The sequence below is a fragment of the Luteimonas sp. TWI662 genome, assembly GCF_039673825.1.
Classification (GTDB): Bacteria; Pseudomonadota; Gammaproteobacteria; order Xanthomonadales; family Xanthomonadaceae; genus Luteimonas.
Window position 1 is genome coordinate 12,402 of the sequence record NZ_JBDJMI010000004.1, and the last position, 26,317, is coordinate 38,718.

23 protein-coding genes are annotated in these 26,317 nt (G+C 68.6%); 11 read left to right on the forward strand and 12 right to left on the reverse strand.

Annotated elements, in window-relative coordinates; all coding sequences use genetic code 11:
* The first annotated feature begins 14 nt into the window (after nucleotides 1-14).
* The gene (locus ABE488_RS04585) at nucleotides 15-1,544 is read left to right on the forward strand and encodes a tryptophan halogenase family protein (RefSeq protein ID WP_346447321.1); all 1,530 of its coding nucleotides are present in this window, start codon (nucleotides 15-17) and stop codon (nucleotides 1,542-1,544) included.
* Between the two features lie 77 nt (nucleotides 1,545-1,621).
* On the opposite strand, the gene ABE488_RS04590 is transcribed toward ABE488_RS04585, so the two are convergent.
* Nucleotides 1,622-2,542, reverse strand: a complete 921-nt coding sequence (locus ABE488_RS04590; RefSeq protein WP_346447322.1) for a hypothetical protein — start codon at nucleotides 2,540-2,542, stop codon at nucleotides 1,622-1,624.
* A gap of 642 nt (nucleotides 2,543-3,184) precedes the next feature.
* Here ABE488_RS04590 and ABE488_RS04595 point away from each other — a divergent pair.
* The 9 genes from ABE488_RS04595 to ABE488_RS04635 all read left to right on the forward strand — a co-directional run bounded on the left by ABE488_RS04595 (nucleotide 3,185) and on the right by ABE488_RS04635 (nucleotide 10,592).
* Nucleotides 3,185-3,562: a hypothetical protein gene (locus ABE488_RS04595; RefSeq protein WP_346445393.1), complete on the forward strand. Its 378-nt coding sequence runs from the start codon at nucleotides 3,185-3,187 to the stop codon at nucleotides 3,560-3,562.
* Nucleotides 3,563-3,605: 43 nt separating this feature from the next.
* Complete coding sequence (atpB, locus tag ABE488_RS04600; RefSeq protein ID WP_346447323.1) at nucleotides 3,606-4,403, forward strand: F0F1 ATP synthase subunit A; 798 nt, start codon at nucleotides 3,606-3,608, stop codon at nucleotides 4,401-4,403.
* An 84-nt stretch (nucleotides 4,404-4,487) separates the two neighbouring features.
* Nucleotides 4,488-4,778, forward strand: a complete 291-nt coding sequence (gene atpE / locus ABE488_RS04605; RefSeq protein ID WP_183427994.1) for a F0F1 ATP synthase subunit C — start codon at nucleotides 4,488-4,490, stop codon at nucleotides 4,776-4,778.
* A gap of 107 nt (nucleotides 4,779-4,885) precedes the next feature.
* Nucleotides 4,886-5,356 (forward strand): F0F1 ATP synthase subunit B, encoded by a 471-nt coding sequence (locus ABE488_RS04610; RefSeq protein WP_346445394.1) that lies wholly within the window; start codon nucleotides 4,886-4,888, stop codon nucleotides 5,354-5,356.
* 10 nt (nucleotides 5,357-5,366) lie between these two features.
* On the forward strand, nucleotides 5,367-5,888 hold the full coding sequence (locus ABE488_RS04615; RefSeq protein WP_346447324.1) for a F0F1 ATP synthase subunit delta: 522 nt from the start codon (nucleotides 5,367-5,369) through the stop codon (nucleotides 5,886-5,888).
* A gap of 142 nt (nucleotides 5,889-6,030) precedes the next feature.
* A complete protein-coding gene (gene atpA, locus ABE488_RS04620; protein ID WP_346445396.1) occupies nucleotides 6,031-7,581 on the forward strand; it encodes a F0F1 ATP synthase subunit alpha in 1,551 nt (516 codons plus the stop codon).
* 123 nt (nucleotides 7,582-7,704) lie between these two features.
* Complete coding sequence (atpG, locus tag ABE488_RS04625; RefSeq protein WP_183427990.1) at nucleotides 7,705-8,565, forward strand: F0F1 ATP synthase subunit gamma; 861 nt, start codon at nucleotides 7,705-7,707, stop codon at nucleotides 8,563-8,565.
* Between the two features lie 99 nt (nucleotides 8,566-8,664).
* The gene (gene atpD, locus ABE488_RS04630) at nucleotides 8,665-10,065 is read left to right on the forward strand and encodes a F0F1 ATP synthase subunit beta (protein WP_346445397.1); all 1,401 of its coding nucleotides are present in this window, start codon (nucleotides 8,665-8,667) and stop codon (nucleotides 10,063-10,065) included.
* 104 nt (nucleotides 10,066-10,169) lie between these two features.
* Nucleotides 10,170-10,592 (forward strand): F0F1 ATP synthase subunit epsilon, encoded by a 423-nt coding sequence (locus ABE488_RS04635; RefSeq protein ID WP_047137719.1) that lies wholly within the window; start codon nucleotides 10,170-10,172, stop codon nucleotides 10,590-10,592.
* An 82-nt stretch (nucleotides 10,593-10,674) separates the two neighbouring features.
* Here the strand turns inward: ABE488_RS04635 and ABE488_RS04640 are convergent, their stop codons facing one another.
* Together ABE488_RS04640 and ABE488_RS04645 are read right to left on the reverse strand one after the other, a co-directional pair.
* Nucleotides 10,675-11,058, reverse strand: coding sequence for a GtrA family protein (locus ABE488_RS04640; RefSeq protein WP_346445398.1), 384 nt, complete (start codon nucleotides 11,056-11,058; stop codon nucleotides 10,675-10,677).
* A 7-nt stretch (nucleotides 11,059-11,065) separates the two neighbouring features.
* A complete protein-coding gene (locus ABE488_RS04645) occupies nucleotides 11,066-13,078 on the reverse strand; it encodes a hypothetical protein (RefSeq protein ID WP_346447325.1) in 2,013 nt (670 codons plus the stop codon).
* A gap of 60 nt (nucleotides 13,079-13,138) precedes the next feature.
* Between ABE488_RS04645 and glmU the strand changes: the two genes are divergently transcribed.
* On the forward strand, nucleotides 13,139-14,509 hold the full coding sequence (gene glmU, locus ABE488_RS04650) for a bifunctional UDP-N-acetylglucosamine diphosphorylase/glucosamine-1-phosphate N-acetyltransferase GlmU (protein ID WP_346447326.1): 1,371 nt from the start codon (nucleotides 13,139-13,141) through the stop codon (nucleotides 14,507-14,509).
* Nucleotides 14,510-14,585: 76 nt separating this feature from the next.
* Here glmU and ABE488_RS04655 read toward each other — a convergent pair whose 3' ends face one another.
* The 9 genes from ABE488_RS04655 to ABE488_RS04695 form a co-directional block, all read right to left on the reverse strand.
* Nucleotides 14,586-15,890, reverse strand: coding sequence for a HAMP domain-containing sensor histidine kinase (locus ABE488_RS04655; RefSeq protein ID WP_346447327.1), 1,305 nt, complete (start codon nucleotides 15,888-15,890; stop codon nucleotides 14,586-14,588).
* Nucleotides 15,890-17,224: a sigma-54 dependent transcriptional regulator gene (locus tag ABE488_RS04660; RefSeq protein WP_346447328.1), complete on the reverse strand. Its 1,335-nt coding sequence runs from the start codon at nucleotides 17,222-17,224 to the stop codon at nucleotides 15,890-15,892. Before ABE488_RS04660 ends, ABE488_RS04655 begins: the two co-directional genes overlap by 1 nt.
* A gap of 90 nt (nucleotides 17,225-17,314) precedes the next feature.
* Nucleotides 17,315-18,571, reverse strand: coding sequence for an FtsX-like permease family protein (locus ABE488_RS04665; protein ID WP_346447329.1), 1,257 nt, complete (start codon nucleotides 18,569-18,571; stop codon nucleotides 17,315-17,317).
* An 11-nt stretch (nucleotides 18,572-18,582) separates the two neighbouring features.
* Entirely contained in the window at nucleotides 18,583-19,911 is a 1,329-nt protein-coding gene (locus tag ABE488_RS04670) for an ABC transporter permease (protein WP_346447330.1), read from the reverse strand.
* Between the two features lie 20 nt (nucleotides 19,912-19,931).
* Complete coding sequence (locus ABE488_RS04675; RefSeq protein ID WP_346447331.1) at nucleotides 19,932-21,155, reverse strand: FtsX-like permease family protein; 1,224 nt, start codon at nucleotides 21,153-21,155, stop codon at nucleotides 19,932-19,934.
* A 26-nt stretch (nucleotides 21,156-21,181) separates the two neighbouring features.
* The gene (locus ABE488_RS04680; RefSeq protein WP_346447332.1) at nucleotides 21,182-22,480 is read right to left on the reverse strand and encodes an ABC transporter permease; all 1,299 of its coding nucleotides are present in this window, start codon (nucleotides 22,478-22,480) and stop codon (nucleotides 21,182-21,184) included.
* Between the two features lie 11 nt (nucleotides 22,481-22,491).
* The gene (locus ABE488_RS04685) at nucleotides 22,492-23,718 is read right to left on the reverse strand and encodes an FtsX-like permease family protein (RefSeq protein WP_346447333.1); all 1,227 of its coding nucleotides are present in this window, start codon (nucleotides 23,716-23,718) and stop codon (nucleotides 22,492-22,494) included.
* A 47-nt stretch (nucleotides 23,719-23,765) separates the two neighbouring features.
* Nucleotides 23,766-25,070: an ABC transporter permease gene (locus tag ABE488_RS04690; RefSeq protein WP_346447334.1), complete on the reverse strand. Its 1,305-nt coding sequence runs from the start codon at nucleotides 25,068-25,070 to the stop codon at nucleotides 23,766-23,768.
* 19 nt (nucleotides 25,071-25,089) lie between these two features.
* A complete protein-coding gene (locus tag ABE488_RS04695) occupies nucleotides 25,090-26,307 on the reverse strand; it encodes an FtsX-like permease family protein (RefSeq protein WP_346447335.1) in 1,218 nt (405 codons plus the stop codon).
* Nucleotides 26,308-26,317 lie beyond the last annotated feature (10 nt).

Sequence of the window (26,317 nt, forward strand, 5' to 3'; positions counted from 1 at the left end):
ACGGAGGCGAGGCGATGGACGAGCACCAGGCAGCGCCTGGCCGGATACGCAAGGTGGTGATCGCCGGCGGCGGCACGGCGGGCTGGCTGGCCGCGTGCGCGCTCGCCCACCAGTTCCGCGATCGGCTGGACATCACGCTGGTGGAGTCGGAACAGATCGGTACGGTGGGCGTGGGGGAATCCACCGTGCCGCCGATCCGGACTTTCCACCGCTTCGTCCAGATCGACGAGCAGGCGTTTCTGCGCGCGGTGTCCGGCACATTCAAGCTCTCGATTTCGTTCGAGCACTGGCGGCGCCCCGGCGATCGCTACATCCACCCGTTCGGGGTCACCGGACAGGGGACGCGGGCGGCGGCCTTCCATCATTTCTGGCTCGACAGCCAACGACGCGGCATGCCGTCGGCGCTGGGCGACTTCTGCCTGGAGACGCTCGCCTCGCGCGCCGACCGGTTCTCGCTCGACACCGACCCGCAGGTCAACTACGCCTATCATCTCGACGCCGGCCTCTATGCGAAGTTCCTGCGCGCGCAGGCCGAGCGCCATGGCCTGGTGCGGGTCGAGGGCCGGATCGAGACGGTCGTGCGCCATGCGATCAGCGGCCATGTCGAGGCCCTGGTGCTGGATGGCGAGCGGCGGATCGACGGCGACCTGTTCATCGATTGCACCGGCTTTCGCGGTCTGCTGATCGAGCAGACCCTGCAGACCGGGTACGAGGACTGGAGTCAGTGGCTGCCCTGCGACCGGGCGGTCGCGGTCCAGACCGAGCCGGTGGGTCCGCCAGTGCCGTACACGCGCGCGATCGCACACGAGGCGGGCTGGCGCTGGCACATCCCGCTGCAGCATCGGGTCGGCTGCGGCCTGGTGTTCTCCAGCCGGTATATGTCCGACGATCAGGCCCGGGCCAAATTGCTGCGCGATGTCGGCGCGCGGCCGCTGCGCGATCCCTGGGTGGTGCCGTTCCGCACTGGCCGCAGGCGCAAGGCGTGGAACGGCAACGTGGTCTCGCTGGGCCTGGCCAGCGGCTTCATCGAACCCCTGGAATCGACCAGCTTGCACTTGACCATCAGTGCCGTCATGCGGCTGATCCAGCTGTTCCCGTTCGAAGGCATCTCGCCGACGCTGGTGGATCTGTTCAACGCGGTCAGCCGCGCGGAGATGGAGCACGTGCGGGATTTCATCATCCTGCATTACCACGCCACCCACCGCGACGAGCCGATGTGGGCGGCGTGCCGGGACATGGCGCTGCCGCCGTCGCTGGAGCTCCGCCTGCGGGCCTGGCGCGAGCGCGCCCATGCCTGGCAGGGCGCCGATGAACTCTTCCGGGTCGATTCGTGGACACATGTGCTGCTGGGGCAGGGCATCGTGCCCCGGCAGCATCACCCCCTGGCGCGCGCGCTGCGCGACGAGGATCTGGGTCATCTGCTGCGTGCGCTCCGCGAGCCGGTCGAACGCGCACTCGAGCAGATGCCCTCCCAGCAGGCCTTCATCGATCGCTACTGCAAGGCGGATGCCGCGATCTGGGGTGCGCGGTCCGCTGCGCAGTAGCCGGCTCGCCCGCAAAAAAGAGCGAAGCCGCGGCTCGGGCCGCGGCTTCGTCGTCCACTCGTTGCCGGCAGATCGGCTTAGAAGCGGAAGGTCACACCCGCCATCGGGCCGTGCACCTTCAGGTCGCCGGTCAGCTTGCCGCCGTAGGGGTAAGGGCCGGCGTCGATGCCCTCGGGCGCGCGCGCGGTGCCCTTGTAATCATCGGAGAGCTTGAGGCGGAACCAGTCGTAGCCGGCGTGGATGCCGAAGCGCTCGCTGACCATGTACTCGACGATCAGGCCACCGCGTTCGAAGTGACCGCGCTCGTCGAGGAAGTCGCCCCAGCGGGTGTCGAGGTACTGGGCTTCCAGGCCGACGGTCCAGCGTTCGGCGGGCGTCCAGGTCAGGCGGGTATGCAGGCCCGGCGAAAAACCGTCGCGCTTCCAGCGGACAGTTTCGAACTGCGGATCGACCAGGTCGGTGCCTTCGGAAGCGCCGTTGGCGAATGCCTCCAGTTCTGCATAGGTCACGCCCAGGCCCAGGCCCCACTGGAAGCTCTCGTTCTTCACCACGCTGTACTCGTAGTTGAGGCTGGCGAGGCTGAAGGACAGGCGGCCGTCGATGCGGGCAGCGGGGATGTCGATCGGCTCACCGCTGCCGCCGATCGTGCCGGTATCGAGCACGGTGCCGCCATAGTTCCAGGTCTCGTCGCGGCGGTAGTCGTAGTAATTGCCGACCAGCGCCTGGCGGTCGCTGATGCGGAAGCCGAACGCGCCGCGCGGACGCCACTCGCGGCCGGTGTCGAAGCTCTCGTTGAAACCGAACGTCGCCTCGTCAGTGCCGTCGGTGACGGTGCCGTTGCCCGAGAACCCCAACTCGGCCTCGGGATTGAAGGCGCTCAGGCGCAGGACGAAGCGATCGTCGCGGCTCTGGGCGTGGGCCGGCATCGCGAGCGTGGCCAGGACCACGGCGACCGGGAGGGCGGCCAGGGCGAGGGAGCGGAAGGGGGTCGAGGACATCGGCGTGCCAGAGTCGTGGGAGAGGAGGCGATGGTCGGTAAGTGAAGGTCTCGCTCGCGTGAAGTGATGGCGCGGATAACGAATGGCCTACTCACTGATGTCCCGGCCGGGCGGGGGATCTGGCGGTGGACGGGCGATCGACGCGCCGTGCCGGACCGGACCGATTCGTGCATCGGAAGCGGGCAAGCGCCCCAGTCGAGGCGGGGTAAGCCTGGATGGCCTGCGCGGCAGTGGCGCGCATCCACGCGAGCGCCACGCGTGCTTCGCGTGGTCGGACCGCGTCGCGGCCTTGCCGAGGGAAGAGCGACGACCGGGCAGCAGGCCGCTGCCCCTTCGGGGCAAAGGCAGAGCCAAAAAAGAGCCCCGGCGGCGGGCCAGGGCTCGGGTGACGATCTGCGGACACGACCGACGAGGAAAGTACGGCAGATCGGGCACGGTAGATGGGACCCTGCCGATGGGCACAAGTTCCGCATTGCACCGAAGAAAATTATGAATGGGGCGCGCGTTTTGCCCGCACCGGTGCCCGGCGCGGTAACGGGACCTTCGCCGGTTGTGGGTCAAATGGCTCCGCTGCTATACTTTTGCGGCTCGACGGGGCCGTTTCGACGCGTTCCGTGTCCCTCAGATGCCCAGGATCCTGATGTGTTGACATCCGTCGCTGTCGGTCGGCGGCTGGCACAGCGCGCACTCGTCTGGCAGGCGGTGGCGATCGCGGTGACGGCCCTGGCCTTCCTTGCAAAGGATGGCGCCTGGGCGCTGGCGGCCGTACTCGGCGGCGCGGCGATTGCGATCGGCGGCTGGCTGTCGAGCGCGATTGCGCTGGGGGGCGGGGTCAATCCTTCGGCAGGCGCGCTTGCGCGGCTGCTGGCGGGAATGGCGCTGAAGTGGGTCGTGGTGGTGGCCGTGTTGCTGCTGGGCACAGGGATGGCGGGCTTACCGCCGGTTCCGATGCTCGCCGGGGTCATCGTCGCGCTCTTCGCGCAGTTGCTTGCGATGGCCAGGCCTCCGGCCGGCTCCTGACACTTCGGCACTGAATTTCAAACACAGGCAGGTCTTCGATCTTATGGCGGCTGATTCGGAACTGACCCCAACCAGCTACATCCAGCATCACCTGCAGAACCTCACGGTTTCGACCGGTGAGGGCGGTTTCTGGACGTTGCACCTGGACACGCTGATCACCGCGCTGCTGATGGGCGGGCTGATGGTGCTGATGTTCTGGATGGCGACGCGCAAGGCCACGTCCGGTGTGCCGGGCAAGTGGCAGGCGTTCGTCGAGATCTGCCTGGAGTTCGTCGACAAGCAGGCGCGCGATACGTATCACGGCACCAGCAGGCTGGTGACGCCGATCGCGATCACGCTGTTCTTCTGGATCCTGCTGATGAACCTGCTGAAGATGATTCCGGCAGACTTCATCGCCAAGCCGCTCGAACTGGCCGGCGTGCATTATTGGAAGCCGGTGCCGACCGCCGACGTCAATGCGACGCTGGGCCTGTCGATCAGCGTGTTCTTCCTGACGGTCTTCTTTGCGCTGCGGTCCAAGGGCCTGGGCGGGTTGACCAAGGAATTTCTGACCGCGCCGTTCGGCAAGTGGATGGTGCCGTTCAACCTGATCCTCAACATCGTCGAGTGGCTGAGCAAGCCGATCTCGCTGGCGATGCGACTGTTCGGCAACATGTTCGGCGGCGAAATCGTGTTCCTGCTGATCTGGGTGCTGGGCGGTGCCGGCCTGCTGGGCATGCTCGGCGGCGGCGTGCTGGGCCTGGGCTGGATGCTGTTCCACCTGCTGGTCATCCCGCTGCAGGCCTTCATCTTCATGATGCTGTCGATCGTCTACCTCAGCCTCGCCGAGGACAGCCACTGATCGGCGGGCGGCACCCGGTTTCGTTCCACCTTTTGTCTCAATCCCAGTTCCACCCTTAACAAGCAATCCGTTCCGGAGAAAACAATGGAAATCGCACTGACCTCGTTCGCCCAGATCCAGGCTTCGACCGTTCTGGCCGTCGGCATCATGATCGGCCTGGCCGCGCTGGGCGCAGGTCTGGGCCTGGCCATCATGGCCGGCAAGTTCCTCGAGTCGGCCGCGCGTCAGCCTGAGCTGATCCCGGTGCTGCAGGTCCGCATGTTCATCACCGCTGGCCTGATCGACGCCGCGTTCATCATCTCGGTCGCCGTCGGCCTGCTGTTCGCGTTCGCTTCGCCGTTCGTCGGCCCGATCGCCGCCCAGATCGCCGGCTGATCCAGACGAGCGCAGGCGCTTCCGATGCGGCCGGCCTACGGCCGCATCGGCGGTGACAGCGGGCATGTACACATGCCCGGCCCTTCACGACAGGCAGCCACAAGCCCATGAATATCGGTCTGACCCTAATTGCACAGGCGATTGCGTTCGCCGCCCTGATCTGGCTCATCGCGACCAAGATCTGGCCGCCGTTGCTCAATGCCATCGAAGAGCGCCAGAAGAAGATCGCCGAAGGCCTGGCCGCCGCCGACAACAGCCAGCGCGCGCTCGCGCAGGCGCAGGAAACCGCCAACGAGGAACTCAAGGCCGCGCGTGCGAAGGCCAATGAGATCATCGAGCAGGCGCACCAGCGCGCCAACCAGATCGTCGATGCCGCCAAGACGGAGGCGGTGACCGAGGGCCTGCGCCAGAAGGCGCTGTTCGACGCCGAACTCCAGGCGTCGGCCACGCGGGCCCGCGAGGATCTGCGTCGCCAGGTCTCGCTGCTGGCGGTGACCGGCGCCGAGCGTCTGCTCAAGCGCGAGATCGACGCCGACGCCCACAAGGCGCTGCTCGACGAACTCGCTGCCGAGATCTGAGGCCGACACGATGACGCTGACGATCGCCCGTCCCTATGCCCGCGCCGCGTTCGCGATTGCGCGCGATGCCGGCCGGTTCGCGCCGTGGTCGGACGCGCTGGCGTTCTCGGCGCGCGTCGCCGCCGATCCGCAGGCCGCCCCGGTGCTGGGGCATCCGGCGCTGGCGCATGCCGATGCCGTCGCGCTGCTCGCTCCCGAGGGCGCGGACGAGGCGTTTGCCTCGTTCCTGGCGTTGCTGGCCCAGAACGGCCGGCTGCCGCAGCTGCCCGAGATCGCCGGACTCTACGAGCAGCTGCGCGCCGAGGCCGAACACGTGGTGCTGGCCAAGATCACCTCGGCCACCGCGTTGCCCGACACCGAGGTCGAGCAGATCCGGGCTGCGCTCAAGCGCCGTTTCGGTCGCGAGGTCCAGGTGGAGACCGCGGTCGACGACACACTGATCGGCGGCGCGGTGATCGCGGCGGGCGACGTGGTGATCGACGGCTCGCTGAAGGGCAAGCTGGCGCGCCTGCAGTCCGCGCTGGCGCATTGAAGCGGTGATGCATGATGGGGCGTTCGTGATTCGAAACAGCAGGCGCTGAGCCGCTCTTCCAATCGCCCATCACGAATCACCCGTCACGAACATACAGAAATCCGAATGCCGCACGTCGCGGCATGCGACCAGGAAACCAGACATGGCTACCACGCACCTCAATCCCTCCGAGATCAGCGAGCTGATCAAGTCCCGCATCGAGAAGGTCAAGCTGTCCGCCGAGTCGCGCAACGAAGGCACGGTCACCAGCGTGTCCGACGGCATCGTGCGTCTGCACGGCCTGGCCGACGTGATGCAGGGCGAGATGATCGAACTGCCCAACGACACCTTCGCGCTGGCGCTCAACCTCGAGCGTGATTCGGTCGGTGCGGTGGTGCTGGGCGACTACGAGCATCTGCGCGAAGGCGACGTGGCCAAGACCACCGGTCGCATCCTCGAAGTGCCGGTCGGTCCGGAGCTGCTGGGCCGCGTGGTCAATGCGCTCGGCGAGCCGATCGACGGCAAGGGCCCGATCGATGCCAAGCTCAGCGCGCCGGTCGAGCGCGTGGCGCCGGGCGTGATCTGGCGCAAGTCGGTCGACCAGCCGGTGCAGACCGGCTACAAGTCGGTCGACGCGATGATTCCGATCGGCCGCGGCCAGCGCGAGCTGGTCATCGGCGACCGCCAGACCGGCAAGACCGCGATGGCGATCGACGCGGTGATCAACCAGAAGAACACCGGCATCAAGTGCGTGTACGTGGCGATCGGCCAGAAGGCCTCGACCGTCGCCAACATCGTGCGTCGCCTCGAAGAGAACGGCGCGCTGGCGCACACGATCGTGGTCGCCGCGACCGCGTCCGAGTCGGCCGCGATGCAGTACATCAGCGCCTACTCGGGCTGCACGATGGGCGAATACTTCATGGACCGCGGCCAGGACGCGCTGATCGTCTATGACGATCTGTCCAAGCAGGCGGTGGCCTATCGCCAGATCTCGCTGCTGCTCAAGCGTCCGCCGGGCCGCGAAGCGTATCCGGGCGACGTGTTCTACCTGCATTCGCGTCTGCTCGAGCGCGCCGCGCGCGTGTCCGAGGAGTACGTCGAGAAGTTCACCAATGGCGAGGTCAAGGGCCAGACCGGCTCGCTGACCGCGCTGCCGATCATCGAGACCCAGGCCGGCGACGTCTCCGCATTCGTGCCGACCAACGTGATCTCGATCACCGACGGCCAGATCTTCCTGGAGACCGACCTGTTCAACGCCGGCATTCGCCCGGCGGTCAACGCCGGTATCTCGGTCTCGCGCGTCGGCGGCTCGGCGCAGACCAAGATCATCAAGAAGCTCTCGGGCGGTATCCGCATCTCGCTGGCGCAGTACCGTGAGTTGGCTGCGTTCGCGCAGTTCGCCTCCGACCTCGACGAGGCGACCCGCAAGCAGCTCGAGCGCGGCCAGCGCGTGACCGAGCTGATGAAGCAGAAGCAGTACAAGCCGATGTCGATCGCCCATCAGGCGCTGTCGATCTATGCAGTCAACGAGGGCTACCTCGACGATGTGCCGGTCTCCAAGATCCTGGCGTTCGAAGAAGGCCTGCATGCCCACTTCGACAACACCGACGGCGCGCTGATCGAGAAGATCAACGCCTCTGGTGGCTGGAACGACGAGATCGAGGCGGCGTTCAAGAAGGGCATCAGCGAGTTCAAGGCCACCGGCTCCTTCTGAGCCGGCGGTGGTGATGCGTGATGGGTGAGGCGTAACAGCAACAACAGGTGCGTGACGGCGCGCGATTCGCTTCTACGAATCGCGACGCCCCGATCACGAATCGCCGCAAGCGGAGCGAGCTAAATGGCTGGTGGACGGGAAATCAAGACCAAGATCAAGAGCGTGCAGAACACCCGCAAGGTGACGCGCGCGCTGGAGATGGTCTCCGCATCGAAGATCCGCAAGGCACAGGACCGGATGCGGTCCTCGCGCCCGTACGCCAACGCCATGCGGCAGCTGATCGGACACCTGGCGCAGGCCAGTTCCGAGTTCCAGCATCCCTACCTGGTCGAGCGTGAGATCAAGCGGGTCGGCTACATCGTCGTCTCCTCGGACCGCGGCCTGGCCGGCGGCCTGAACAACAACCTGTTCCGCAAGCTGCTCGGCGAGATCCGCCAGTGGCAGGACAAGGGCGTGCAGGTCGACGTGGTGACGATCGGGCAGAAGGCGACAGTGTTCTTCCGCCGGCTGAAGGTCGACATGCTCGCCAGCGTGACCCACATCGGCGATACCCCGGAAGTCGAACAGCTGGTCGGCATCATCAAGGTCATGCTGGACGGCTACACCGACGGCCGCCTGGATCGGGTGTTCCTGGCCTACAACCACTTCGTCAACACGATGACCCAGAAGGCCAGCTTCGATCAGTTGCTGCCGCTGCCGGCCTCGGAGACGAAGGTCGTCAAGCACGACTGGGACTACATCTACGAGCCGGACGCCGAGTCGGTGCTCGGTCACGTGCTCACCCGTTACATCGAATCGCTGGTCTACCAGGCGGTGATGGAGAACGTGGCCTCCGAGCACGCGGCGCGCATGGTGGCGATGAAGGCCGCCAGCGACAACGCGACCAAACTGATCGATACGCTGAACCTGGTCTACAACAAGGCCCGGCAGGCGGCGATCACGCAGGAAATCTCCGAGATCGTCGGCGGTGCGGCGGCGGTGTAACGCGAGTCCCTTCGCAACAGCCCGCACATCGTTGTGCGGACTTTCCAAACAAGCAGCGACGCGTTCGCTCAGAAAATTTCAGAGCTAGAGGTTCTCACCATGAGTCAGGGCAAGATCGTTCAGATCATCGGCGCCGTCGTCGACGTCGAGTTCGCGCGCAACGAGGTACCGAAGGTCTACGACGCACTGAAGGTCGACGGGACGCAGATCACGCTGGAAGTGCAGCAGCAGCTCGGCGACGGCATCGTGCGCGCGATCGCGCTCGGCTCCACCGACGGCCTGAAGCGCAACCTGGTCGCCGTCAACACCGGGCGCGGCATTTCGGTGCCGGTCGGCACCGGCACGCTGGGCCGGATCATGGACGTGCTGGGTCGCCCGATCGACGAAGCCGGCGACGTGCAGGCGTCCGACCACTGGGAAATCCACCGTGCGGCGCCGTCGTACGAGGACCAGGCCTCGACCACCGAGCTGCTCGAGACCGGCATCAAGGTCATCGACCTGATGTGCCCGTTCGCCAAGGGCGGCAAGGTTGGCCTGTTCGGCGGCGCCGGCGTGGGCAAGACCGTCAACATGATGGAACTGATCAACAACATCGCCAAGGCGCACGAAGGCCTGTCGGTGTTCGCCGGCGTCGGCGAGCGGACTCGTGAGGGCAACGACTTCTACCACGAGATGAAGGACTCCAACGTCCTCGACAAGGTGGCGATGGTCTACGGCCAGATGAACGAGCCGCCGGGCAACCGCCTGCGCGTCGCACTGACCGGCCTGACGATGGCCGAGTACTTCCGCGACGAAAAGGACGAGAGCGGCAAGGGCAAGGACGTGCTGCTGTTCGTCGACAACATCTACCGCTACACGCTGGCCGGTACCGAAGTGTCGGCGCTGCTGGGCCGCATGCCGTCGGCCGTGGGCTACCAGCCCACGCTCGCCGAGGAAATGGGCGTGCTGCAGGAGCGCATCACCTCGACCAAGTCCGGTTCGATCACCTCGATCCAGGCCGTCTACGTGCCTGCGGACGACCTGACCGACCCGTCGCCGGCGACGACGTTCGCCCACCTCGATTCGACGGTGACGCTGAGCCGCAACATCGCATCGCTGGGCATCTACCCGGCGGTCGATCCGCTGGACTCGACCAGCCGCCAGATGGACCCCAACGTCATCGGCAACGAGCACTACGAGACTGCGCAGCGCGTGCAGTCCACGCTGCAGAAGTACAAGGAGCTCAAGGACATCATCGCGATCCTGGGCATGGACGAGCTGTCGGAAGAAGACAAGCAGGCCGTGTCGCGCGCGCGCAAGATCGAGCGCTTCTTCTCGCAGCCGTTCCACGTGGCCGAAGTGTTCACCGGTTCGCCGGGCAAGTACGTGCCGCTCAAGGAGACGATCCGCGGCTTCAAGGGCATCGTCGACGGCGAGTACGACCACCTGCCCGAGCAGGCGTTCTATATGGTCGGCAGCATCGACGAGGCGGTCGAGAAGGCGAAGAAGATCGCCGCCTAAGCGTCGATCCTCGGTGAATCGTGGTGCGTGCTAGGCGAGCGACGTCCGCCTTCACCGATCACGCACCACGAATGTAAGTTGAGCGAGCAAAGCGAGCCAAGTCCATGAGCACCATCCGTTGCGACATCGTCAGTGCAGAGGCTGAGATCTTCCACGGCGAGGCGACCCTGGTCGTCGCGACCGGCGAACTGGGCGAGCTCGGCATCGCGCCGCGCCACGCGCCGCTGATCACCCGCCTCAAGCCCGGCAAGGTCGTGGTCACCCAGCCCAACGGCGAAGTGCTCGACTTCGCGATCGGCGGCGGCATCCTCGAGGTGCAGCCCCAGGTCGTGACGATCCTGGCCGATACCGCGATCCGCGCCGACGACATCGATGAGGCTGCGGTCAAGGCGGCCAAGGACGAGGCCGAGCGGGTGCTCGCCGGCCGCGGTGAGGCGATGGACGTGGCCGAGGCGCAGCAGAAGCTCGCCGAAGCGGTCGTCCAGTTGCAGGCGCTCGAGCGCCTGCGCAAGACGCTCAAGCACTGAGCCGCTTCGCAGTTCGTTCGTTCGAAGACGCCGGCCTCGTGCCGGCGTTCTTGTTGGGGGGCATTGGCGCGGCAGCACGCAGCTAGCGCCTGTACACCCACTGCCGCGAGATCACGAAGCCGAGCGCGCCCAGCGCGACCTCGACCAGTGGCTTGGCCAGCCATGCCCAGTGCCGGCCGAGGTAGTCGTCGATGTGGCCGATCGCCCAGGTGCTGAGCACCGTCATCATTCCCCACATCACCACGAAGCGCAGCAACTGGCTCCGATTCGGCCCTTGGCCATCGGCACCGAAGGTGAAACGCCCGTTCAACCAGAAGCCCATCAAGGCGCCGCAGACCCGGCCGACCACGTTGGCCTGGCGGACCGGCAGGCCGGCGTGGCTGAGGGCGACCATCACCGCCCAGTCGAGCAGCCACTGCAAGCCACCGATCAGCAGGTAGCTGCCGCCTTGTCGCTTCAATCCCATCGCGCGCTCACTCCTGCCCGCGCCGCCACAGCGCGATGCCGTTGAGGCTGCGGACATGGACCGCGTTGCTCGCGTCCAAGCCGGCGCGCAATGCCGGGGATGCCTCGGCCTCGGTGATCAGAATCCAGCGCGCATCGGTGTCGGCGAGCACCCGGCGCCACGCGTCGCCGGACGGATCGGCGTCGGCAGCCAGCCGCGCGGCAGAGAGTGCCGGTGCGTGGAGCGACATCAGTCGTCCGCGACCGCCGAGTTCGGCGATGTGTCCGCGCTTGGGATCGGTGGCCAGCACGATGCCGCCATCGTCCGGAAGCCCGGCGATCAGTGTCCGCTCGGCGACGTAATGGGGCAGCACTACCGAGGCGTCGCCCGTTGCGCGCAGCGTGCGCTTGAGCGCGGCGCTGTGATGGGTCCAGCCCGCGTTCGCCTGAAACGCAAGGTTCAGCGCACACAACGCCACGATGCCCCAGCGCCAGGCCCGATCGCCGACCTGTGCACGACTGCCGGGCAGGCAGGCGACGATCAGCAGCGCAATCCCCGGATAGGCATAGCGCGCATACTGCATCGGCAGCAATGGCAGCAGGGCGACGCCGGTGGCCGCGAGCGCGAACCCGCGTGTGGCACCCCGTCCAAGCGCGAGCAGCCAGGCACCGGCCAATCCGATCAGCACAAAGCCGGTGCCACCGTCCCAGGCCTCGACATAGCGACTGCTTGCGAAGGTGAGTTGCCAGGGCAGGTCGAGCCCCAGTCCCGCGTGCCAGCGTCCGTCGCTCATGTTCTCCGGCGGATGGAACGGGGATTGAAACACCGCATTGAACAGCGGCAGGACTGGATTGCCGGTGTACCACCAGGCATTGGCGTAACTCGAGCCGGCGATCAGCAGGCCGGCCGCGAGCGCCGCCAGTCCGTGGCGCGTGCCTGGCCACTGCAGGCCGCGTGTGCCGGCCCACGCCAGCAACGGCAGTGCCGAGAGTGCATGGACCGGCTTGAGCGCGGCGAGGGCCGCCAGCAGCAGCGTGGCGGCCATCAGCCGCGGGCCATCGCCGTCGCGATAGGCCAGTACCGAGCACAACGCGAACAGCACCGCCATGGCCGGCAGCTCGGTCTGCATGCCGGCGGTCAGCCAGACCAAGGGCGGGAAGCTCGCGAACAGCGCGATCGCCGCGTTGCGCTCCAATGGCGTCGCCCCCAGTGCCCGCGCGCAACTGCCCAGGGCGCAGGCCGCGCCGATGAGCCAAAACGCGTTGAGCGCGCCGCGCGCTTCCTGGCCGGCGATCAGCCATGCGATCCCCTGGCCGATATCGCCCAACCACGGTGCGAACGCCCAAATGCCATGTTGGGGGGCGGCCTCGTAGTGCGCGTGCAGCGCCAGCTGTGCGGGCAGGTTGAGATGGTAGGTGAGGTCGTCCATCTGCATCGTCGGTAACCACGCCCCGGTCGATGCCAGGCCCAGCAGCATCACGCCCCACGCCAGGGCGCGTGGGTGCTCGGCGGCGGCCACGCGCCACGCGCCTGCGGATGCGCGCAGTTCGGCGACGAGCGCCTTGCGGCCGATCGCGACAAGCGCGGCCAGCGCAATCAGCCACATCGGCGCGTGGTGGATCGGCAGCCGGAGCAGCCAGCCGGTGACGCCGGCGATCGCTGCATAGCCGACAATGGCCGCGATCGCCGCACGTCCCGGAAGCCCCGCTGGCACCCAGCGCAGCCCGGTCGCCATCGCTGCGATCGCCAGCAGCGCCACTGCCAACACCGGCCGTGGTCCGGCGAACAGCAGCAACGCACCGCTCCAGACCGCGACCAGTGCCGATGCCCAGCGCCAGTGAAGCCAGCGCACGGCCGGCCAGGCCAGGGCGGCGGATGTGAGCACCAGTCCCAGCGCGAGTGCGACGCGTTCCCAGGGCGCCTGCGCCCACAGCCCGTGGGTCGTGATGCCGATCACGACGAGGGCAGGGCCGGCCGCCCAGATCAGCGCCGGCCAACGTTGCGGCGCTTCGGCAATCGCGAGCGCTCGTGAACGGAACATCGCAGGTCCTGAGAGCACGGGCGTCGATTATCATCGAACCTCCGCCAAGTTTCGAACGCCATGAGCCCTCCGTTGCACGTCGTCATCCTCGCCGCTGGCGAGGGCAAGCGCATGAAGTCCTCGCTGCCCAAGGTGCTGCAGAAGATCGCGGGCCGGCCGATGCTCTGGCACGTGGTCGCGGCGGCGCGCGAGCTTGCGCCGGCGGGCATCCACGTCGTGTACGGCCATCGCGGCGAGCAGGTGCGGGCGGCATTCGCCGACCAGACCGATCTGCAGTGGGCCGAGCAGCGCGAGCAACTGGGGACCGGGCATGCGGTCGGCCAGGCGATGGATGCCGTGCCCGACGGCGCCCAGGTTCTCGTGCTCTATGGCGACGTGCCGCTGCTGCGCGCGCAGACCCTGCGCCGGCTGGTGGCGGTCGACGGCCGGCTGGCGGTGCTGGCCGCCGAACTGGAGGATCCGACCGGCTACGGCCGCATCGTGCGCGACCCCGAAGGCCATGTCGGTGCGATCGTCGAGCACAAGGACGCCGATGAGGCGCAGCGCCGGATTGGCCTGGTCAACACCGGCATCCTCGCCGCCGAGGCGACCGCACTCAAGTCCTGGCTGGCGCGCCTGTCGTCGGACAACGCGCAGGGCGAGTACTACCTCACCGATGTGTTCGCGATGGCCGCCGACGAGTACAGCGCCGCGCAGATCGTCATGGTCGACGATCCGCTCGAAGCCGAGGGCGCCAACGACCCGTGGCAGCTGGCCCAGCTCGAGCGCGCCTGGCAGCTGCGCGCGGTGCGGGCGTTGTGCCTGCAGGGCGCGCGGTTCGCCGACCCTGCGCGCGTGGATATCCGCGGTGAGGTGATCGTCGCGCCCGACGTCGAGATCGATGTCGATGTGGTGTTCGAGGGCCGCGTCGAGCTGGGCGAAGGCGTGCACATCGGCCCGTTCTGCCGGCTGCGCGATGTGGACCTGGGCGAAGGCACCAAGGTCCGCGCACATTGCGACCTGGACGGCGTGCGCGCCGAGGGCGCGGTGACGATCGGCCCGTTCGCAAGGCTTCGTCCGGGCACCGTGCTGGCCGACGGCGTGCATGTGGGCAATTTCGTGGAGACCAAGAACACGACCCTCGGCGTCGGCAGCAAGGCCAACCATCTGACCTATCTGGGCGATGCCGAGGTCGGCGCCGGCAGCAACATCGGCGCCGGCACGATCACCTGCAATTACGACGGCGTGAACAAGTCCAGGACCGTCATCGGCGACCGCGCCTTCATCGGCTCCAACGCCGCGCTGGTCGCGCCGGTGCGCATCGGCCACGACGCCACGACGGCCGCCGGCTCGGTGATCACCGCCGACGTGCCCGACGGCAAACTCGCCGTTGCGCGGGCGCGGCAGAGTCTGGTCGAAGGCTGGACGCGGCCGGTCAAGCGCCCACGCTAAGCTGACGGTTGCCGGGCGCGTCCGCACCTGCCGCTTCCGGCCCGGCGAGTCGTGACGCCGGCACGGCCGCCGCGCGTCAGGCCGGCAATTGCAAGCTCACCCGCAGCCCGCCCCCGTCGCGGTTCTGCAGGGCGATCCGCCCGCCGTGGGCTTCGGCGATCTCGCGTGCCAGCGCCAGCCCAAGGCCGGTGCCGTTGCGCTTGGTCGAGTAGAACGGCAGCAGCGCGTTGGCGAGCACGGCCTCGTTCATGCCGTCGCCGCGATCGAGGACATCGATGCGCCAGCCATCGGGCAGTCGGCGCAGCCGCAGCCGCACCTGGTCGGCAGGAGATCCGGATTCGTGCGCGTTGCGCAGCAGGTTGATCAGGCATTGCGCCATCTGCGCGGCGTCGATCCGCACCTGGCCGCCGTCGTCGCCTTCGAGCGTGAACGGCACCTGCTCGCGCAGACGCGCGAGGAATGTGTGCCAGGGCACCGACTCGGTCCGCGGCGCAGGCAACTTCGCGAAGCGCGCGTAGTCGCGGATGAACCCCTCGAGATGGCGCGCGCGCTCCTCGATGGTCGCCAAGGCGTCGGGCAAACGCGCAAGCTGGCCGCGCCGCAGCAACTCGGCGCCCGAATGCGCGAGCGAGGCGATCGGCGCCAGCGAATTGTTGAGCTCGTGGCTGATGACGCGGATCACCTTCTTCCACGTCTGCACTTCCTGTCGGCGCAGTTCGGTCGTCAGCCGGCGCAACAGCACCAGTTCGTGGCGCCGGCCGTTGAGCCGGAATGAACGCCGCGACAGGTGGTAGATGTCCTCCTGGTCTTCCTCGCCGACGCTCAACAGACCGTCGCCGCCGCGCAGCAATGCCTCGCGCAGCGCCGCAGGCGCCTGCGCCGCCAGCGCGTCGAAGCCCTGGCCCTCCAGGCGTCGTCCCTCGCCGAGCAACTGGCGCGCGGCGACGTTGCCGAGCACCACCCGCTGCTGCGGATCGAACAGCACCATCGCCACCGGCGTGTTCTGCACCATCGTGTCGAGCAGCAGTTCGCGCTGGACCAGCGCATGGCGCTGCTCGCGCAGCACGTCGCCCAGCCGGTTGTGTGCGTCCACCAGTTCGCCAAGTTCGCCGCCGCCGTCCCAGCGGATGCCGAAGCCATAGTCGCCGTCCCGGTAGGACGTCACCGCCCCGGCCAGCGCACGAAACAGCGCGCGGACCGGGCCGAGGGTGCGTTGCGCCGCCCACAGCAGACCCGGCAGGCACAGCGCGGCCGCAGTCAGCACCGCCGACCAGGCCGGCAGCCAGCGTGTGAGCCAGGCGGCCAGCAGCGCGACGGCGATCGCGAACAGCGAGGCCAGGGCGCCCAGACGGAGCGTGAGCGGCAGCTGGCGCGCAGGCATCAGTCGCGCCGCAGACCCAGGCGGTCCATGCGCCGATACAGCGCTTGGCGCGAGAGGCCGAGCTCGGTGGCCGCCTGGGCCAGCACGCCGCCGGCCCGCGCCAACGCGGCCTCGATCGCCGCGCGGTCGGGCTCGGACGCACCGGATGCCGGCATGGGGGCTTGCGGCAGGCCGAGCGCGTCGGCGCCGATCGCCGCCTCCGGCGACAACAGGGCGGCGCGCTGGACTGCATTGCGCAGCTCGCGCACGTTGCCCGGCCAGCGGTGCGCCAGCAGGGCGCGCTCGGCGGTGCGCGACAGCGATCGGCCGGCAGGCAGGAAGTGCCGTGCCAGCGGCAGGATGTCGTCCGGGCGATCGGCCAGCGCCGGCACTTTGAGTTCGATCGCGTTGAGCCGGTAGTAGAGGTCCTCGCGGAAGCGGCCGTCGGCGATCGCGGCAGGCAGATCGGCGTTGGTCGCGCTGACCACGCGCACGCGCACCTGACGCTCGCGATTGGAACCCAGCCGCTCGAAGCGTCCGGTCTCGAGCACGCGCAGCAGCTTCATCTGCCCGGCCAACGGCAGGTTGCCGATTTCGTCGAGGAACAGCGTGCCGCCATCGGCGGCCTCGAACTTGCCCTCGCGCGCCCGGTTGGCGCCGGTGTAGGCGCCGGCATCGGCGCCGAACAGCTCGGCCTCGATCAGGTCGGCCGGCAGCGCACCGCAGTTGAGCGCGACGAACGGACCGTCGCGGACCGCGGAGTTGGCGTGGATGATCTCGGCGATCTTCTCCTTGCCTGCGCCGTTGGGCCCGGTGACCAGCACCGGCAGCTCGGAGCGGGCGACCTGGACCGCCAGGTTGAGCACGCGCTCGCTCGCGGCGTCGTCGAAAACCGTACCGCGCAGATCGTAGGCGTCTTCGAGCGCGTGCCGGTCACGCTGCTCGCGGCTGCGCCGGCGCTCGAGTTCGCGCCGGCTGGCCGAGAGCTCCAGCAGGTTGGCGACCGTCGCCATCAGTTTGTGATCGTCCCAGGGCTTGGCCAGATAGTCGGCCGCGCCGGCCTTCACCAACCCGACCGCCGACTCGAGATGCGTCCACGCGGTCAGCAGCACCACCGGCAGGTCGGGGTGGCGCGCGTGGATCGCCTCGAACAACGCCGCGCCCTCATCGCCGGACGTGGTGTCGGCGCGGAAGTTCATGTCCTGGATCACCAGGTCCACCGGTTCGCGCGCGAGCGCGTCCAGGCCGGCTTCGGGCGAGTCGGCGTACACCGTGTCGATGTCGTGCAGCGAGAACAGCACGTCGAGCGCGGTGGCGACCGCGGGATTGTCGTCGATGATCAGGACGGTGGGCATGGAGGAGCGTTGGGGCCTGTTCGCAAGGGACGCGTCCGGGGGGCCATTCTGGCACCGCCCGGCGCGGTGTAGGTCGGTTCGGGCATCGCCTCACGCACTGCGCGTGGCGACTGCCGGCGGCACCGCCGCTGCGCGTCGCGCCGGACCGAGCACGGCGAGCTGGCCCAGCAGCCACAGCAGCGCCGCGCCGATCGGCAGGTAGGCCAGCGGCAGACGTGCCATCGCGTAATGCTGCATCAGCCACTGATTGATCGCGTATGCGGCGAGCAGGCCCGGGACCAGGCCCGCCGCGACGATGAGTGCGTTCTCGGCCAGAAAGTGCCGCAGCACATCGCCGCGGGTCGCGCCAAGTGCGCGGCGAATGCCGATCTGGCGGATCCGCTGCTCGATCCAGTAGCCAGTCAGGCTGGCGATGCCGATCAACGTGATCAGCGTGACGACCAGGCAGACGGTGCCCAGCAGCCACACTGCCGCGCGCCGGGTCTTGAACGCATCCAGGCGCTGGGACTCGTAGTCGACGACGATCGGCGCGATGCCGGCCATCAGCTGCGGGCCATCCTTGCGTGCGAGCACCGCCTGGATCTCGGCGCGTACCGCCTCGCGCGCGTCCGGCTCGGTGCGGACCGCGAATGCCAGGATCGGCAGGTCCTCGAACACCCGGTTGGGGATCAGCATCGAGTATTCGGCCCGGCCATCGTCGAGCTCGGAGAGCTGATAGCGCAGCAGGCGGCGCACGGTGCCGACCACGACATAGCGCGGGCTGCCGGCATCGCTGAGCACGCTGCCGATCACCTCGCCGTCCGGGAACAACGTGCGTGCCAGCGCCTCGGTCAGGATCACCGGCACGATGCCACGGTGCGCGTCGTCACCGAACAGGGGGCCGTTGCTGGCGTATTCGCCGTCCTCGAAGTCGCGGCCGCGCACCACGTCCAGCCCGAGCGTCGGTACCAGACCTTCGCCGGCGAAGCCGGTCGCGGTGACGCTGACACCCGACGGGCTGTCGAGGGTGATGGTGAAGGTCATTGTCTGGCGCATCGGGATGCCCAGGGTCGGTGCCACCGCACGCACGCCCGGAATCGCCTGCAGCGCCCGTTGCAGCGACTGGACCTCCGCGGTGCTCCAGCGCCCCTGCGCCTGGATCAACTGATCGACCAGCAGCAGCTGTCCACGCGCGATGCCGTCGGGAATCAGCATCGGGGCCAGCTGGCGCTGCAGCAGAAACAGCGCATTGGTCAGGATCGCGCAGGCCAGGGCGATCTGCGCGATGACCAGCAGCGGCATCAGCCGTTGGCGGTGCAGCACGGAGAGAATCGGCCGCAAGGGCGGCAGCGTTGCCGATCGGATCATCGAGGGCTCCATCAAAGGCTCTTGACCTGCAGCGCGGGTTCGATCCGCGCCGCGCGCCAGGCGGGCAGCAGCCCGACCAGCAGGCCGACTGCGACGGCGAGGCTGAGCAGCACGACGAACAGCCCCGGGTGCAGCACGGCCTGTTCGGTGTAGCCACGGTCCTGCAGCCGCACCACCCATAGCCCGAACAGCGTCAGCGGCAGCGCCAGCAGGCCACCGGCCAGGCCCGCCGCACCGGCCTCGACCAGACACTGGACGACGACCGTCCGGCGGCTTGCCCCCAGCACCCGGCGCACGCCCAGTTCGCCGCCGCGACGCAGGAAGCGTGCGGCCAGCAGCCCGGCGACGTTGACCATGCACAGGCTGAGCAGCCCCAGCGACAGCCAGAGGTTCAGCCGCACGCTGTCAGGCACCACGCGGTTGGCCGTCAACCACGCCCGCACGTTGTACACCTGCGCCTGCGGTGGGCGCTCGAACGCGCCGGTGTCGTGGCGCTGCCGGGCATACTGATCGAGCGCGGCGCGGAATCCATCGACCGCCTGCGATGTCGGCAACTCGGCCCAGAGCTGCAGAAAGCGGCAGGCGCCGAGGTCGAGCTCGTTGAAACGGAAGCCTCCGGTCCCGCCGCGATCGCAGTCCTGCGCGCTGATCGGGGTCACGCCGAGCGCGAGCGCGCTGTCCAGCGGCAGAAACGCGCGGACCGTCAGCGCCTCGCCCCAGCCCGAATCCGATTCCTGCAGCGCGTAGAAGCCCGGCTGCGGGTTCCATTCGGCGCTGACGCCCACGACCCGTACCTGCCCCTGGCCGATGCGGAACAGTTGGCCGGTGCCATCGGCGCGGCCGAACAGCCGCAGGCTGGTGCGTGCGTCGATGATCGCGACCGGCGCGCGATCGCGCGCTTCCTGCTCGGTCCAACTGCGCCCGTGCAGCAGCGGCACGCCGAACATCGAGGGCAGAGGGCCGGTCGCGAGCAACGCACGCACCGATTCGCGTCGCGCGTCCTCGCCTTCCAGGGTCAGCGAGGTCGGCACCAGCGCGGTCTGCCGGACGCGGGGCTGGGCATCGGCGATGGCCTGGACGTCGGCCAGCTTCAACAGCCGGGGCGGGGCGCCGACGTCGTCGGTCGCACGTGCCCCCGCGGCCGGAGCCTGGCGCGAATCGACCCAACCCAGGTAGAGGTGCTGACTCAGGCCGGGCAAGGGATCGGCCGACAGCATCGACAGCAAGGTCAGCATCGTCATCGTCGCCGCCAGCCCCATCGCCAGCGTCGCGATGGCCAATCCCATCGTGCGCGGATGCCGCAGCAGGCCACGCAGTCCCAGCTCGAACGCATACCGCATTCCCATCCTCCTCGAGCGCGTCAGGTGCTGCGCGTGGCGACCGCCGGCGGCACCGAAGCGGCGCGCCGTGCCGGCCAGTACACGGCGATCTGCCCGAGTGCCCACAACACCAGGGCGCCGGCCGGTAGATACATCAGCGGCAGCCGGCCCAGCTCGTAGCGCGCCATCAGCAACTGGTTTAGGCCGTAGGCCAGCAGCATCCCCAGCGCGATGCCCATCGTTGCCAGCAGGAAGTTTTCTACCTGGAAATAGCGCAGGATCTGGCCGCGGGTCGCACCGAGCGCGCGACGGATACCGATCTGCTTGGCGCGCTGCTGCACCCAGAAGCTGGCCAGGCCGATGATGCCCAGCGCGGTGACCACCAGCAGGGCGATGCACACCACGACCAGAAGCGCCGCCATCGCCCGGTCCTGCCGGTAGTACTTGTCTCGCAGTTCGCTGATGAGGTGCTTGTTGACCGTCACCCGGTTGGGATCGATCCGCTTGAGCGCGGCCTCGGCCGCCTCCAGTACCTCGCGGCGCTGCGCGGGATCGGTCCGGATCAGGTAGTTGAGATTGGGCGAGGCCACGCGGACTGGCAGCAGCATCGTCGCATCGCCGGGACCGCTGTTGTCGTTCGGACGCGCCAGCGTCTCGACCACCCCTACGATCGGCATCGGCGCGCTGCCCCAGCTGTAGATGTGCTTGCCGACCGCGTCTTCGCCCGGGAACAGCGCCTGCGCCATCGCACGGTTGACGATGACCGCGGGCACCTTCGCGTCCTCGCCGCCGGCATCGATGCGCGCCATGTCCACGTAGTCCTCGGCATTGAAGCCGCGGCCGGCGATCAGGCGCAGCCCGAGCGTATCGAGCAGGTCCTCGCTGCCCAGGTACGGCGAGGCGATCAGCGTGTTGTTCACCTGGTCGTCGCTGAGCCGCACGCCGCTGCTCGAGCTGCTGTTGCCGTACGGGATCTGGGTGGCGGCCGCCACGTGCCGGACCCCCGGCACTGCGCGCAGCGCAGCGAGGTCGCGCGCGACGTAGGCATTGAGATCGAGTGTGTCGTCGCGACTCACGCGCGGCATCTGCAATTGGACCAGCTCGTTCTCCACCGCCCCGCTGGGGCGCGCCATGCGGTCGATGCGACGGTCGATCAGGTAGATGGCGTTACAGATGATCGCGCAGGCGAGCGCGATCTCCATCACGATCAGGGCGGCCGCGGTCTTGTGGCGGCGCAGGGTGGAGAAAATGGGGCGGATGTCCATGCGGGGTGTCCGTCGGGTGGCCGGGGTCAGTTGGATTTGAGCTGGATCGCGGGCATGACCTGGGTCGCCCGCCACGCGGGCAGCAGGCCGGCCAGCAGGGTCGCGACGATCGACAGCACGAACGTGGTCAGCAGCATGGTCGGGTCGAGCCGGGCGAGCTCGGCGTAGGTGCTTGGCGCCTGACGCACGGCCCACAGGCCGCAGAGCGCGACCGCGAGCCCGGCGATGCCGCCGGCCACCCCGATCGTGCCGGCCTCGACCAGGAACTGCGCGAAGATCGCCTTGCGCGAGGCGCCCAGCGAGCGTCGCACCCCGATCTCCGACGCGCGGCGCAGGCTCTTGGCCAGCAGCAGGCCCACCGTGTTGACCAGGCACACCAGCAGGAAGCCGAACGCCAGCCAGACCTGCAGGCGCACGTCGCCGGGCACGATCTGGGCGTAGTCGAGATGCGCGCGCACATCGCGCAGGCGTACGTTCGCAGGCCGCACGAAGCGCCCGGCCTGGCGTTGCTGTTCGGAGTACGCAAGCAGGTAGTCGCGATACGCCGCGGCATCGCCGGGCGTATCGAGCTCCACCCAGTACTGCAGCCAGGCGCACGGCGCGTTGCGGGCATTGGAATCGATGCCGCTCGAATCGCCCCAGCAGCTCATGCTGCCCATACGCGAGAGCTTGGCGTCCATCGCGGCCGAGAACGGTACGAACACCGATTCCAAGGGCTCGAACCCGTCGAGATTGAGGTCCCAGAACCGCGGCGTCGGCCGCCAGGGTGCCAGCACGCCGATGACCTGGAACGCGTTGCCGTCGATGCGCAGCGTCTTGCCGGTGCTGTCGCCGCCGCCGAACACCTTCTGGTTGGTCTCGGCCGAGATCACCGCCACGCGCGCAGCGTCCGCATCGTCCTGTGCGCTCCAGCCACGCCCGAACGCCATCGGCGCATCGAACATCGGGAAGAACTCGCCGGTGGTGTAGCGCGCGTCGGTGAAGTAGGGCGACGCGCCTTCGGGCTCCAGCGCCACGAATCCGCCGGTCATGAAGGCCTGGCGCTTGCCCCGGGCTTCGTGCAGCAGCGTCTCGGAGTCGAAACGGGTCATATTCCGCGCCGGTTCGCCGCCGGCCATGTAGCCGGTCATCGGTTCGGGATCGAGCTGGACATGGAACAGCCGGTCGCTCTTGTCCGGGATCGGGTCGCCCGACAGCACGTGGAACACGGTCAGCGTGGTCATGCTGGCGCCGATGCCCAGCGCGATCGCCAGCACCATCAGCGCGGTCAGCATGCGATTGCGCCGGAAGCTGCGCACCGCGAGATTGCAGTAGTAACCCAACATGGCGGAAGTCCTCAGGCGGCGCGGGTGGCGATGGCGGGAGAGATGGCGGCGGCACGCAGCGCTGGCCACAGCACGGCGGCCTGTCCGAGCGCCCACAGCAGCAGCGCGCTGATCGGCAGATAGGTCAGCGGCAGCCGCGGCAGTTCGTAGCGCCCCATCATCAGCTGGTTGAGCGCATAGGCCAGGGCCATGCCCAGGACAATGCCGGCGCTGGTGAGCAGGAAGTTCTCGGTCTGGAAATGGCGCAGGATCTGCGCACGCGTCGCCCCCAATGCGCGGCGCACGCCGATCTGGCGCGTGCGCTGCTGCACCCAGAAGCTCGCCAGACCGACGATGCCGAAGGCGGTGACCACCAGCAGCGCGATCAAGACGGTCGACAGCAGGCCGATCATCTCGCGGTCGTTGCGGAAGTAGTCTGCGCGGATGGCTTCGTAGGTGCGGTGGGTGAGGATCAGCCGATTGGGATCGACCGCTTCGAGCGCATCGGTCGCGGCCGCGAGCACCGCGTCGCGGCGCGCCGGATCGGTCACGCGGACGAGATACGAGCCGCCGTTGTTGTAGTGCATGCGGATCGGCACGAGGAAAGAGAAGGTACCCTCACCGTCGCTCGGCGAAGGCCGGGCCAGGGATTCGGCGACGCCGACGATGCGCAGGGGCATCGGCCCGAGGTAGATCGTGCGTCCGACCGCCTGCGCGCCAGGAAACATCCGCTCGGCCATCGAGGCGGTGACGATGGTCGCACCGCGCAGGCCTTCGCTGCCGTCGAGCGCTTCCACCTCGGCGACGTCCATGTACTCGTCGGGCAGGAAGTCGCGACCCGCGACCAGGCGGATGCCCAGCGTCGCGGCAGTGGTCTCGTCGGCGGAGTAGCGCGCCGCGTGCAACGTGGGCTGCGCCTGGTCGGCGCTCAGCGATACCCCGGAGTTGCTGGACGAGAACCGGTAGAACGGCAACTGGTTGGTGACTGTGACGCCGGCGACGCCGGGGACTGCGCGCAGCGCCGCCAGGTCTTCGCGCGTCCTGGCGCCGGCATCGGTCTGCGGCCCGATGCCGCTGAGTCGGATCTGCAGCAGTTCGCGTTCTGCGATGCCGCTGGGCCGCCGCACCGCGTCGATGCGTTCGCCGATCAGGAACAAGGCGTTGCAGACGATCGCGCAGGTGAGCGCGATCTCCAGCACGATCAGCAACGCGGCGGTCCGGTGGCGGCGCATGGACGAGACGATGGGGTGGACGTGCATGGTGGGGGCCTGTGGAAAGCGCGATAAGGGAGCAGGGCGAGCGCGTGTCATTGGGACTTGAGCTGGAGGGCCGGTGCGATCTGCATCGAGCGCCAGGCCGGCAGCAGGCCGGCGGCGATGCTGGCGCCGAGTGCGAGCACGAAGGTGAGCAGCAGCATCGCGCCGTCGAGATGGGCGAGCGCGGCGTAGTCGGTCGGGCGCTGGCGCACCGCCCACAGGCCGGCCTGCGCGAGCCCCAGCCCGAGCACGCCGCCGGCGACCCCGACCGTGCCACTTTCGACGAGGGCCTGTACGAACACGTCGCGGCGCGAGGCGCCGAGCGCGCGACGCACGCCGATCTCGCCGCCGCGACGCAGGAACTTGGCCAGCAGCAGGCCCACGGTGTTGACCAGACAGACCAGCAGAAAGCCCAGCGCCAGCCACAACTGCAGGCGCACGTCGCCGGGCACGACCTTGCGGTGGTCGAGCCAGTCCATCACGCTGCGCAGCCGCACGTTGGCTGGCCGCTCGAACCGCCCCGCCGCCTTCTGCTGCGCGGAATAGTTGGCCAGGTACGCCCGGAAGCCATCGGCCTGCGCCGGGTCCTCGAGTTCCACCCAATACTGGATCCACGTGCAGGGCGCGTTGATCGCCCGGCTGTCGTTGGTCGGTGCGTTGCCGAAACAGTTGCTGCTGCCCGAGGTGCCGATCCCGAGTTCGATCGCCGTCGAGAACGGCAGGAACAGATGCTCCTGGCCATCGAAGCGGCCGGTGTTGAGGTCGTAGAACTTGGGCCGCGGCAACCAGTCGTCGATCACGCCGACGATCCGCAGCGCATTGCCGTCGACGCGGATCTGCCGACCGACGCTGTCGGCGCCGCCGAACAGCTTGTCGTTGAGCGTGCGGCCGATCACCGCGACGCGGCCGCGTCCGGCGTCGTCCTGCGCGCTCCAGCCCTGGCCGTAGAGGAAGGGCACATCGAACATCGCGAAGAAGTCGACCGAGGTGTAGCGCATGGACGCGAGAAACGGACGTACCGCGCTTTCTTCGGCCTCGATGATGCCGCCACCCCCGGTCATCATCGCCTGCCGCGTGGCGTGCTTGTCGGCCAGCAAGGCCTCGGCATCGAAGCGGGTCAACTGGCGATCGGGTTCGGCGCCCGGCACGTAGGTCGCCAGCGGCTCGGGATCGAGCTGGACGTGGAACAGCCGCGCGCTCTTGCCCGGAATCGGGTCGCCCGACAGCACGTGGAACACCGTCAACGTGGTCATGCAGGCACCGATGCCCAGTGCGAGCGTGATCACCATCAGCGCGGTCAGCACGCGGTTGCGGCGGAAGCTGCGCAGAGCGAGGTTGAGGTAGTAGCCGAGCATGAGGGGTTCCGGTAATGGATCAGGCGCTGCGGGTGGCGATGGCGGGGGAAATGGCGGCGGCGCGCAGGGCCGGGCCGAGCACGGCCAGCTGACCGAGCAGCCACAGCAGCGCCGCGCCCAGCGGCAGGTACGACAGCGGCAGGCGCGCAAGTTCGAAATGGCGCATCAGCAGCAGGTTGCCGCCGTAAGCCAGGGCCATGCCCAATGCGATGCCCAGGCCGGCGAGCAGGAAGTTCTCGAGTTGGAAGTAGCGCAGGATGTCGCCGCGGGTCGCCCCGAGCGCGCGGCGAATGCCGATCTGCCGGGTGCGTTGCTGGACCCAGAAGCTGGCGAGTCCGACGATCCCCAAGGCCGTCACCAGCAGCATCGCGGCGATCACGCCAAGCAGCAGCCAGGCCATCGCACGGTCGCGTTCGAAGTAGCGCGCGCGCAGGTCCGACAGCGGGCGGCTCTGGCCCAGGTCGATCACCGCCTCGGGCACGGCTGCGGCCACCGCGTCGCGCGCGGCGATCGCCAGGCGCGGCAGGTCGAGCGGATCGGCGCGCAGCGCGTAGACGCCCGACTGGGCCTCGTCGCGCACCGGCACGATCACCGACCATTGCGCGCCGGCGACGCCGTTCTCGCTGCGTCCCGGATTGGGGCGGGCGAAGTGCGGCAGCAGACCGGCGACGCGGAAGTGGTAGTCGCCCATCCAGAACTCGCGGCCGACCGCCGGTTCGCCGGGCCACAGGTGGGCGGCGAAGGCCTCGGTGATCCAGACCTCGGCGTCGGTCGGCAGGAAGTTCTCGATGGGCTGGAAGTCCGCCGCCTCGAATCCGCGCCCCTGCGATGGCCGCAGGCCGAGCGTCTGGATTGCGTCGGGACCGAAGGTATAGAAATGCGGCACGCCGCCGAAATGCCGGCCCTCGGCGTCCAGCGTCACCCCGGCGTCGGCGTCGCGGATGCCGAACGGCGTGGCATTGAGCACGCCGGCCGCCTGTACGCCCGGCAGGCCGCGAATGGCCGCCAGCACCCGGGCGTTGATGTCGGCGTTGACGCAGCCGTCGCAGCCGCGCAGCGCCACGACCGCCAGCGACGGCGCATCGAGGCCGCTGTCGATGCGCATCAGCGCCAGGCGGCCGGCGATCAGGAAGCAGGCATTGCACAGCACCGCGCAGGCGAGCGCGATCTCGAGCACGATCAGGCTCGTGGCGACGCGGTGCCGGCTCAGCGCGGCGACGATCGGTCGGATGTCCATCACCAGCGTC

What these genes read in the sequence shown, in the direction of transcription:
- ABE488_RS04665 (WP_346447329.1), bottom strand. Translation starts at nt 18,571, where the DNA reads ATGATCCGATCGGCAACGCTGCCGCCCTTGCGGCCGATTCTCTCCGTG.
- ABE488_RS04655 (WP_346447327.1), bottom strand. Translation starts at nt 15,890, where the DNA reads ATGCCTGCGCGCCAGCTGCCGCTCACGCTCCGTCTGGGCGCCCTGGCC.
- ABE488_RS04695 (WP_346447335.1), bottom strand. Translation starts at nt 26,307, where the DNA reads ATGGACATCCGACCGATCGTCGCCGCGCTGAGCCGGCACCGCGTCGCC.
- ABE488_RS04680 (WP_346447332.1), bottom strand. Translation starts at nt 22,480, where the DNA reads ATGTTGGGTTACTACTGCAATCTCGCGGTGCGCAGCTTCCGGCGCAAT.
- atpD (WP_346445397.1), top strand. Translation starts at nt 8,665, where the DNA reads ATGAGTCAGGGCAAGATCGTTCAGATCATCGGCGCCGTCGTCGACGTC.
- ABE488_RS04675 (WP_346447331.1), bottom strand. Translation starts at nt 21,155, where the DNA reads ATGGACATCCGCCCCATTTTCTCCACCCTGCGCCGCCACAAGACCGCG.
- ABE488_RS04610 (WP_346445394.1), top strand. Translation starts at nt 4,886, where the DNA reads ATGAATATCGGTCTGACCCTAATTGCACAGGCGATTGCGTTCGCCGCC.
- ABE488_RS04640 (WP_346445398.1), bottom strand. Translation starts at nt 11,058, where the DNA reads ATGGGATTGAAGCGACAAGGCGGCAGCTACCTGCTGATCGGTGGCTTG.
- ABE488_RS04660 (WP_346447328.1), bottom strand. Translation starts at nt 17,224, where the DNA reads ATGCCCACCGTCCTGATCATCGACGACAATCCCGCGGTCGCCACCGCG.
- atpG (WP_183427990.1), top strand. Translation starts at nt 7,705, where the DNA reads ATGGCTGGTGGACGGGAAATCAAGACCAAGATCAAGAGCGTGCAGAAC.
- ABE488_RS04670 (WP_346447330.1), bottom strand. Translation starts at nt 19,911, where the DNA reads ATGCGGTATGCGTTCGAGCTGGGACTGCGTGGCCTGCTGCGGCATCCG.
- ABE488_RS04635 (WP_047137719.1), top strand. Translation starts at nt 10,170, where the DNA reads ATGAGCACCATCCGTTGCGACATCGTCAGTGCAGAGGCTGAGATCTTC.
- ABE488_RS04590 (WP_346447322.1), bottom strand. Translation starts at nt 2,542, where the DNA reads ATGTCCTCGACCCCCTTCCGCTCCCTCGCCCTGGCCGCCCTCCCGGTC.
- ABE488_RS04615 (WP_346447324.1), top strand. Translation starts at nt 5,367, where the DNA reads ATGACGCTGACGATCGCCCGTCCCTATGCCCGCGCCGCGTTCGCGATT.
- ABE488_RS04690 (WP_346447334.1), bottom strand. Translation starts at nt 25,070, where the DNA reads ATGCTCGGCTACTACCTCAACCTCGCTCTGCGCAGCTTCCGCCGCAAC.
- glmU (WP_346447326.1), top strand. Translation starts at nt 13,139, where the DNA reads ATGAGCCCTCCGTTGCACGTCGTCATCCTCGCCGCTGGCGAGGGCAAG.
- atpE (WP_183427994.1), top strand. Translation starts at nt 4,488, where the DNA reads ATGGAAATCGCACTGACCTCGTTCGCCCAGATCCAGGCTTCGACCGTT.
- ABE488_RS04645 (WP_346447325.1), bottom strand. Translation starts at nt 13,078, where the DNA reads ATGTTCCGTTCACGAGCGCTCGCGATTGCCGAAGCGCCGCAACGTTGG.
- atpA (WP_346445396.1), top strand. Translation starts at nt 6,031, where the DNA reads ATGGCTACCACGCACCTCAATCCCTCCGAGATCAGCGAGCTGATCAAG.
- ABE488_RS04685 (WP_346447333.1), bottom strand. Translation starts at nt 23,718, where the DNA reads ATGCACGTCCACCCCATCGTCTCGTCCATGCGCCGCCACCGGACCGCC.
- atpB (WP_346447323.1), top strand. Translation starts at nt 3,606, where the DNA reads ATGGCGGCTGATTCGGAACTGACCCCAACCAGCTACATCCAGCATCAC.
- ABE488_RS04585 (WP_346447321.1), top strand. Translation starts at nt 15, where the DNA reads ATGGACGAGCACCAGGCAGCGCCTGGCCGGATACGCAAGGTGGTGATC.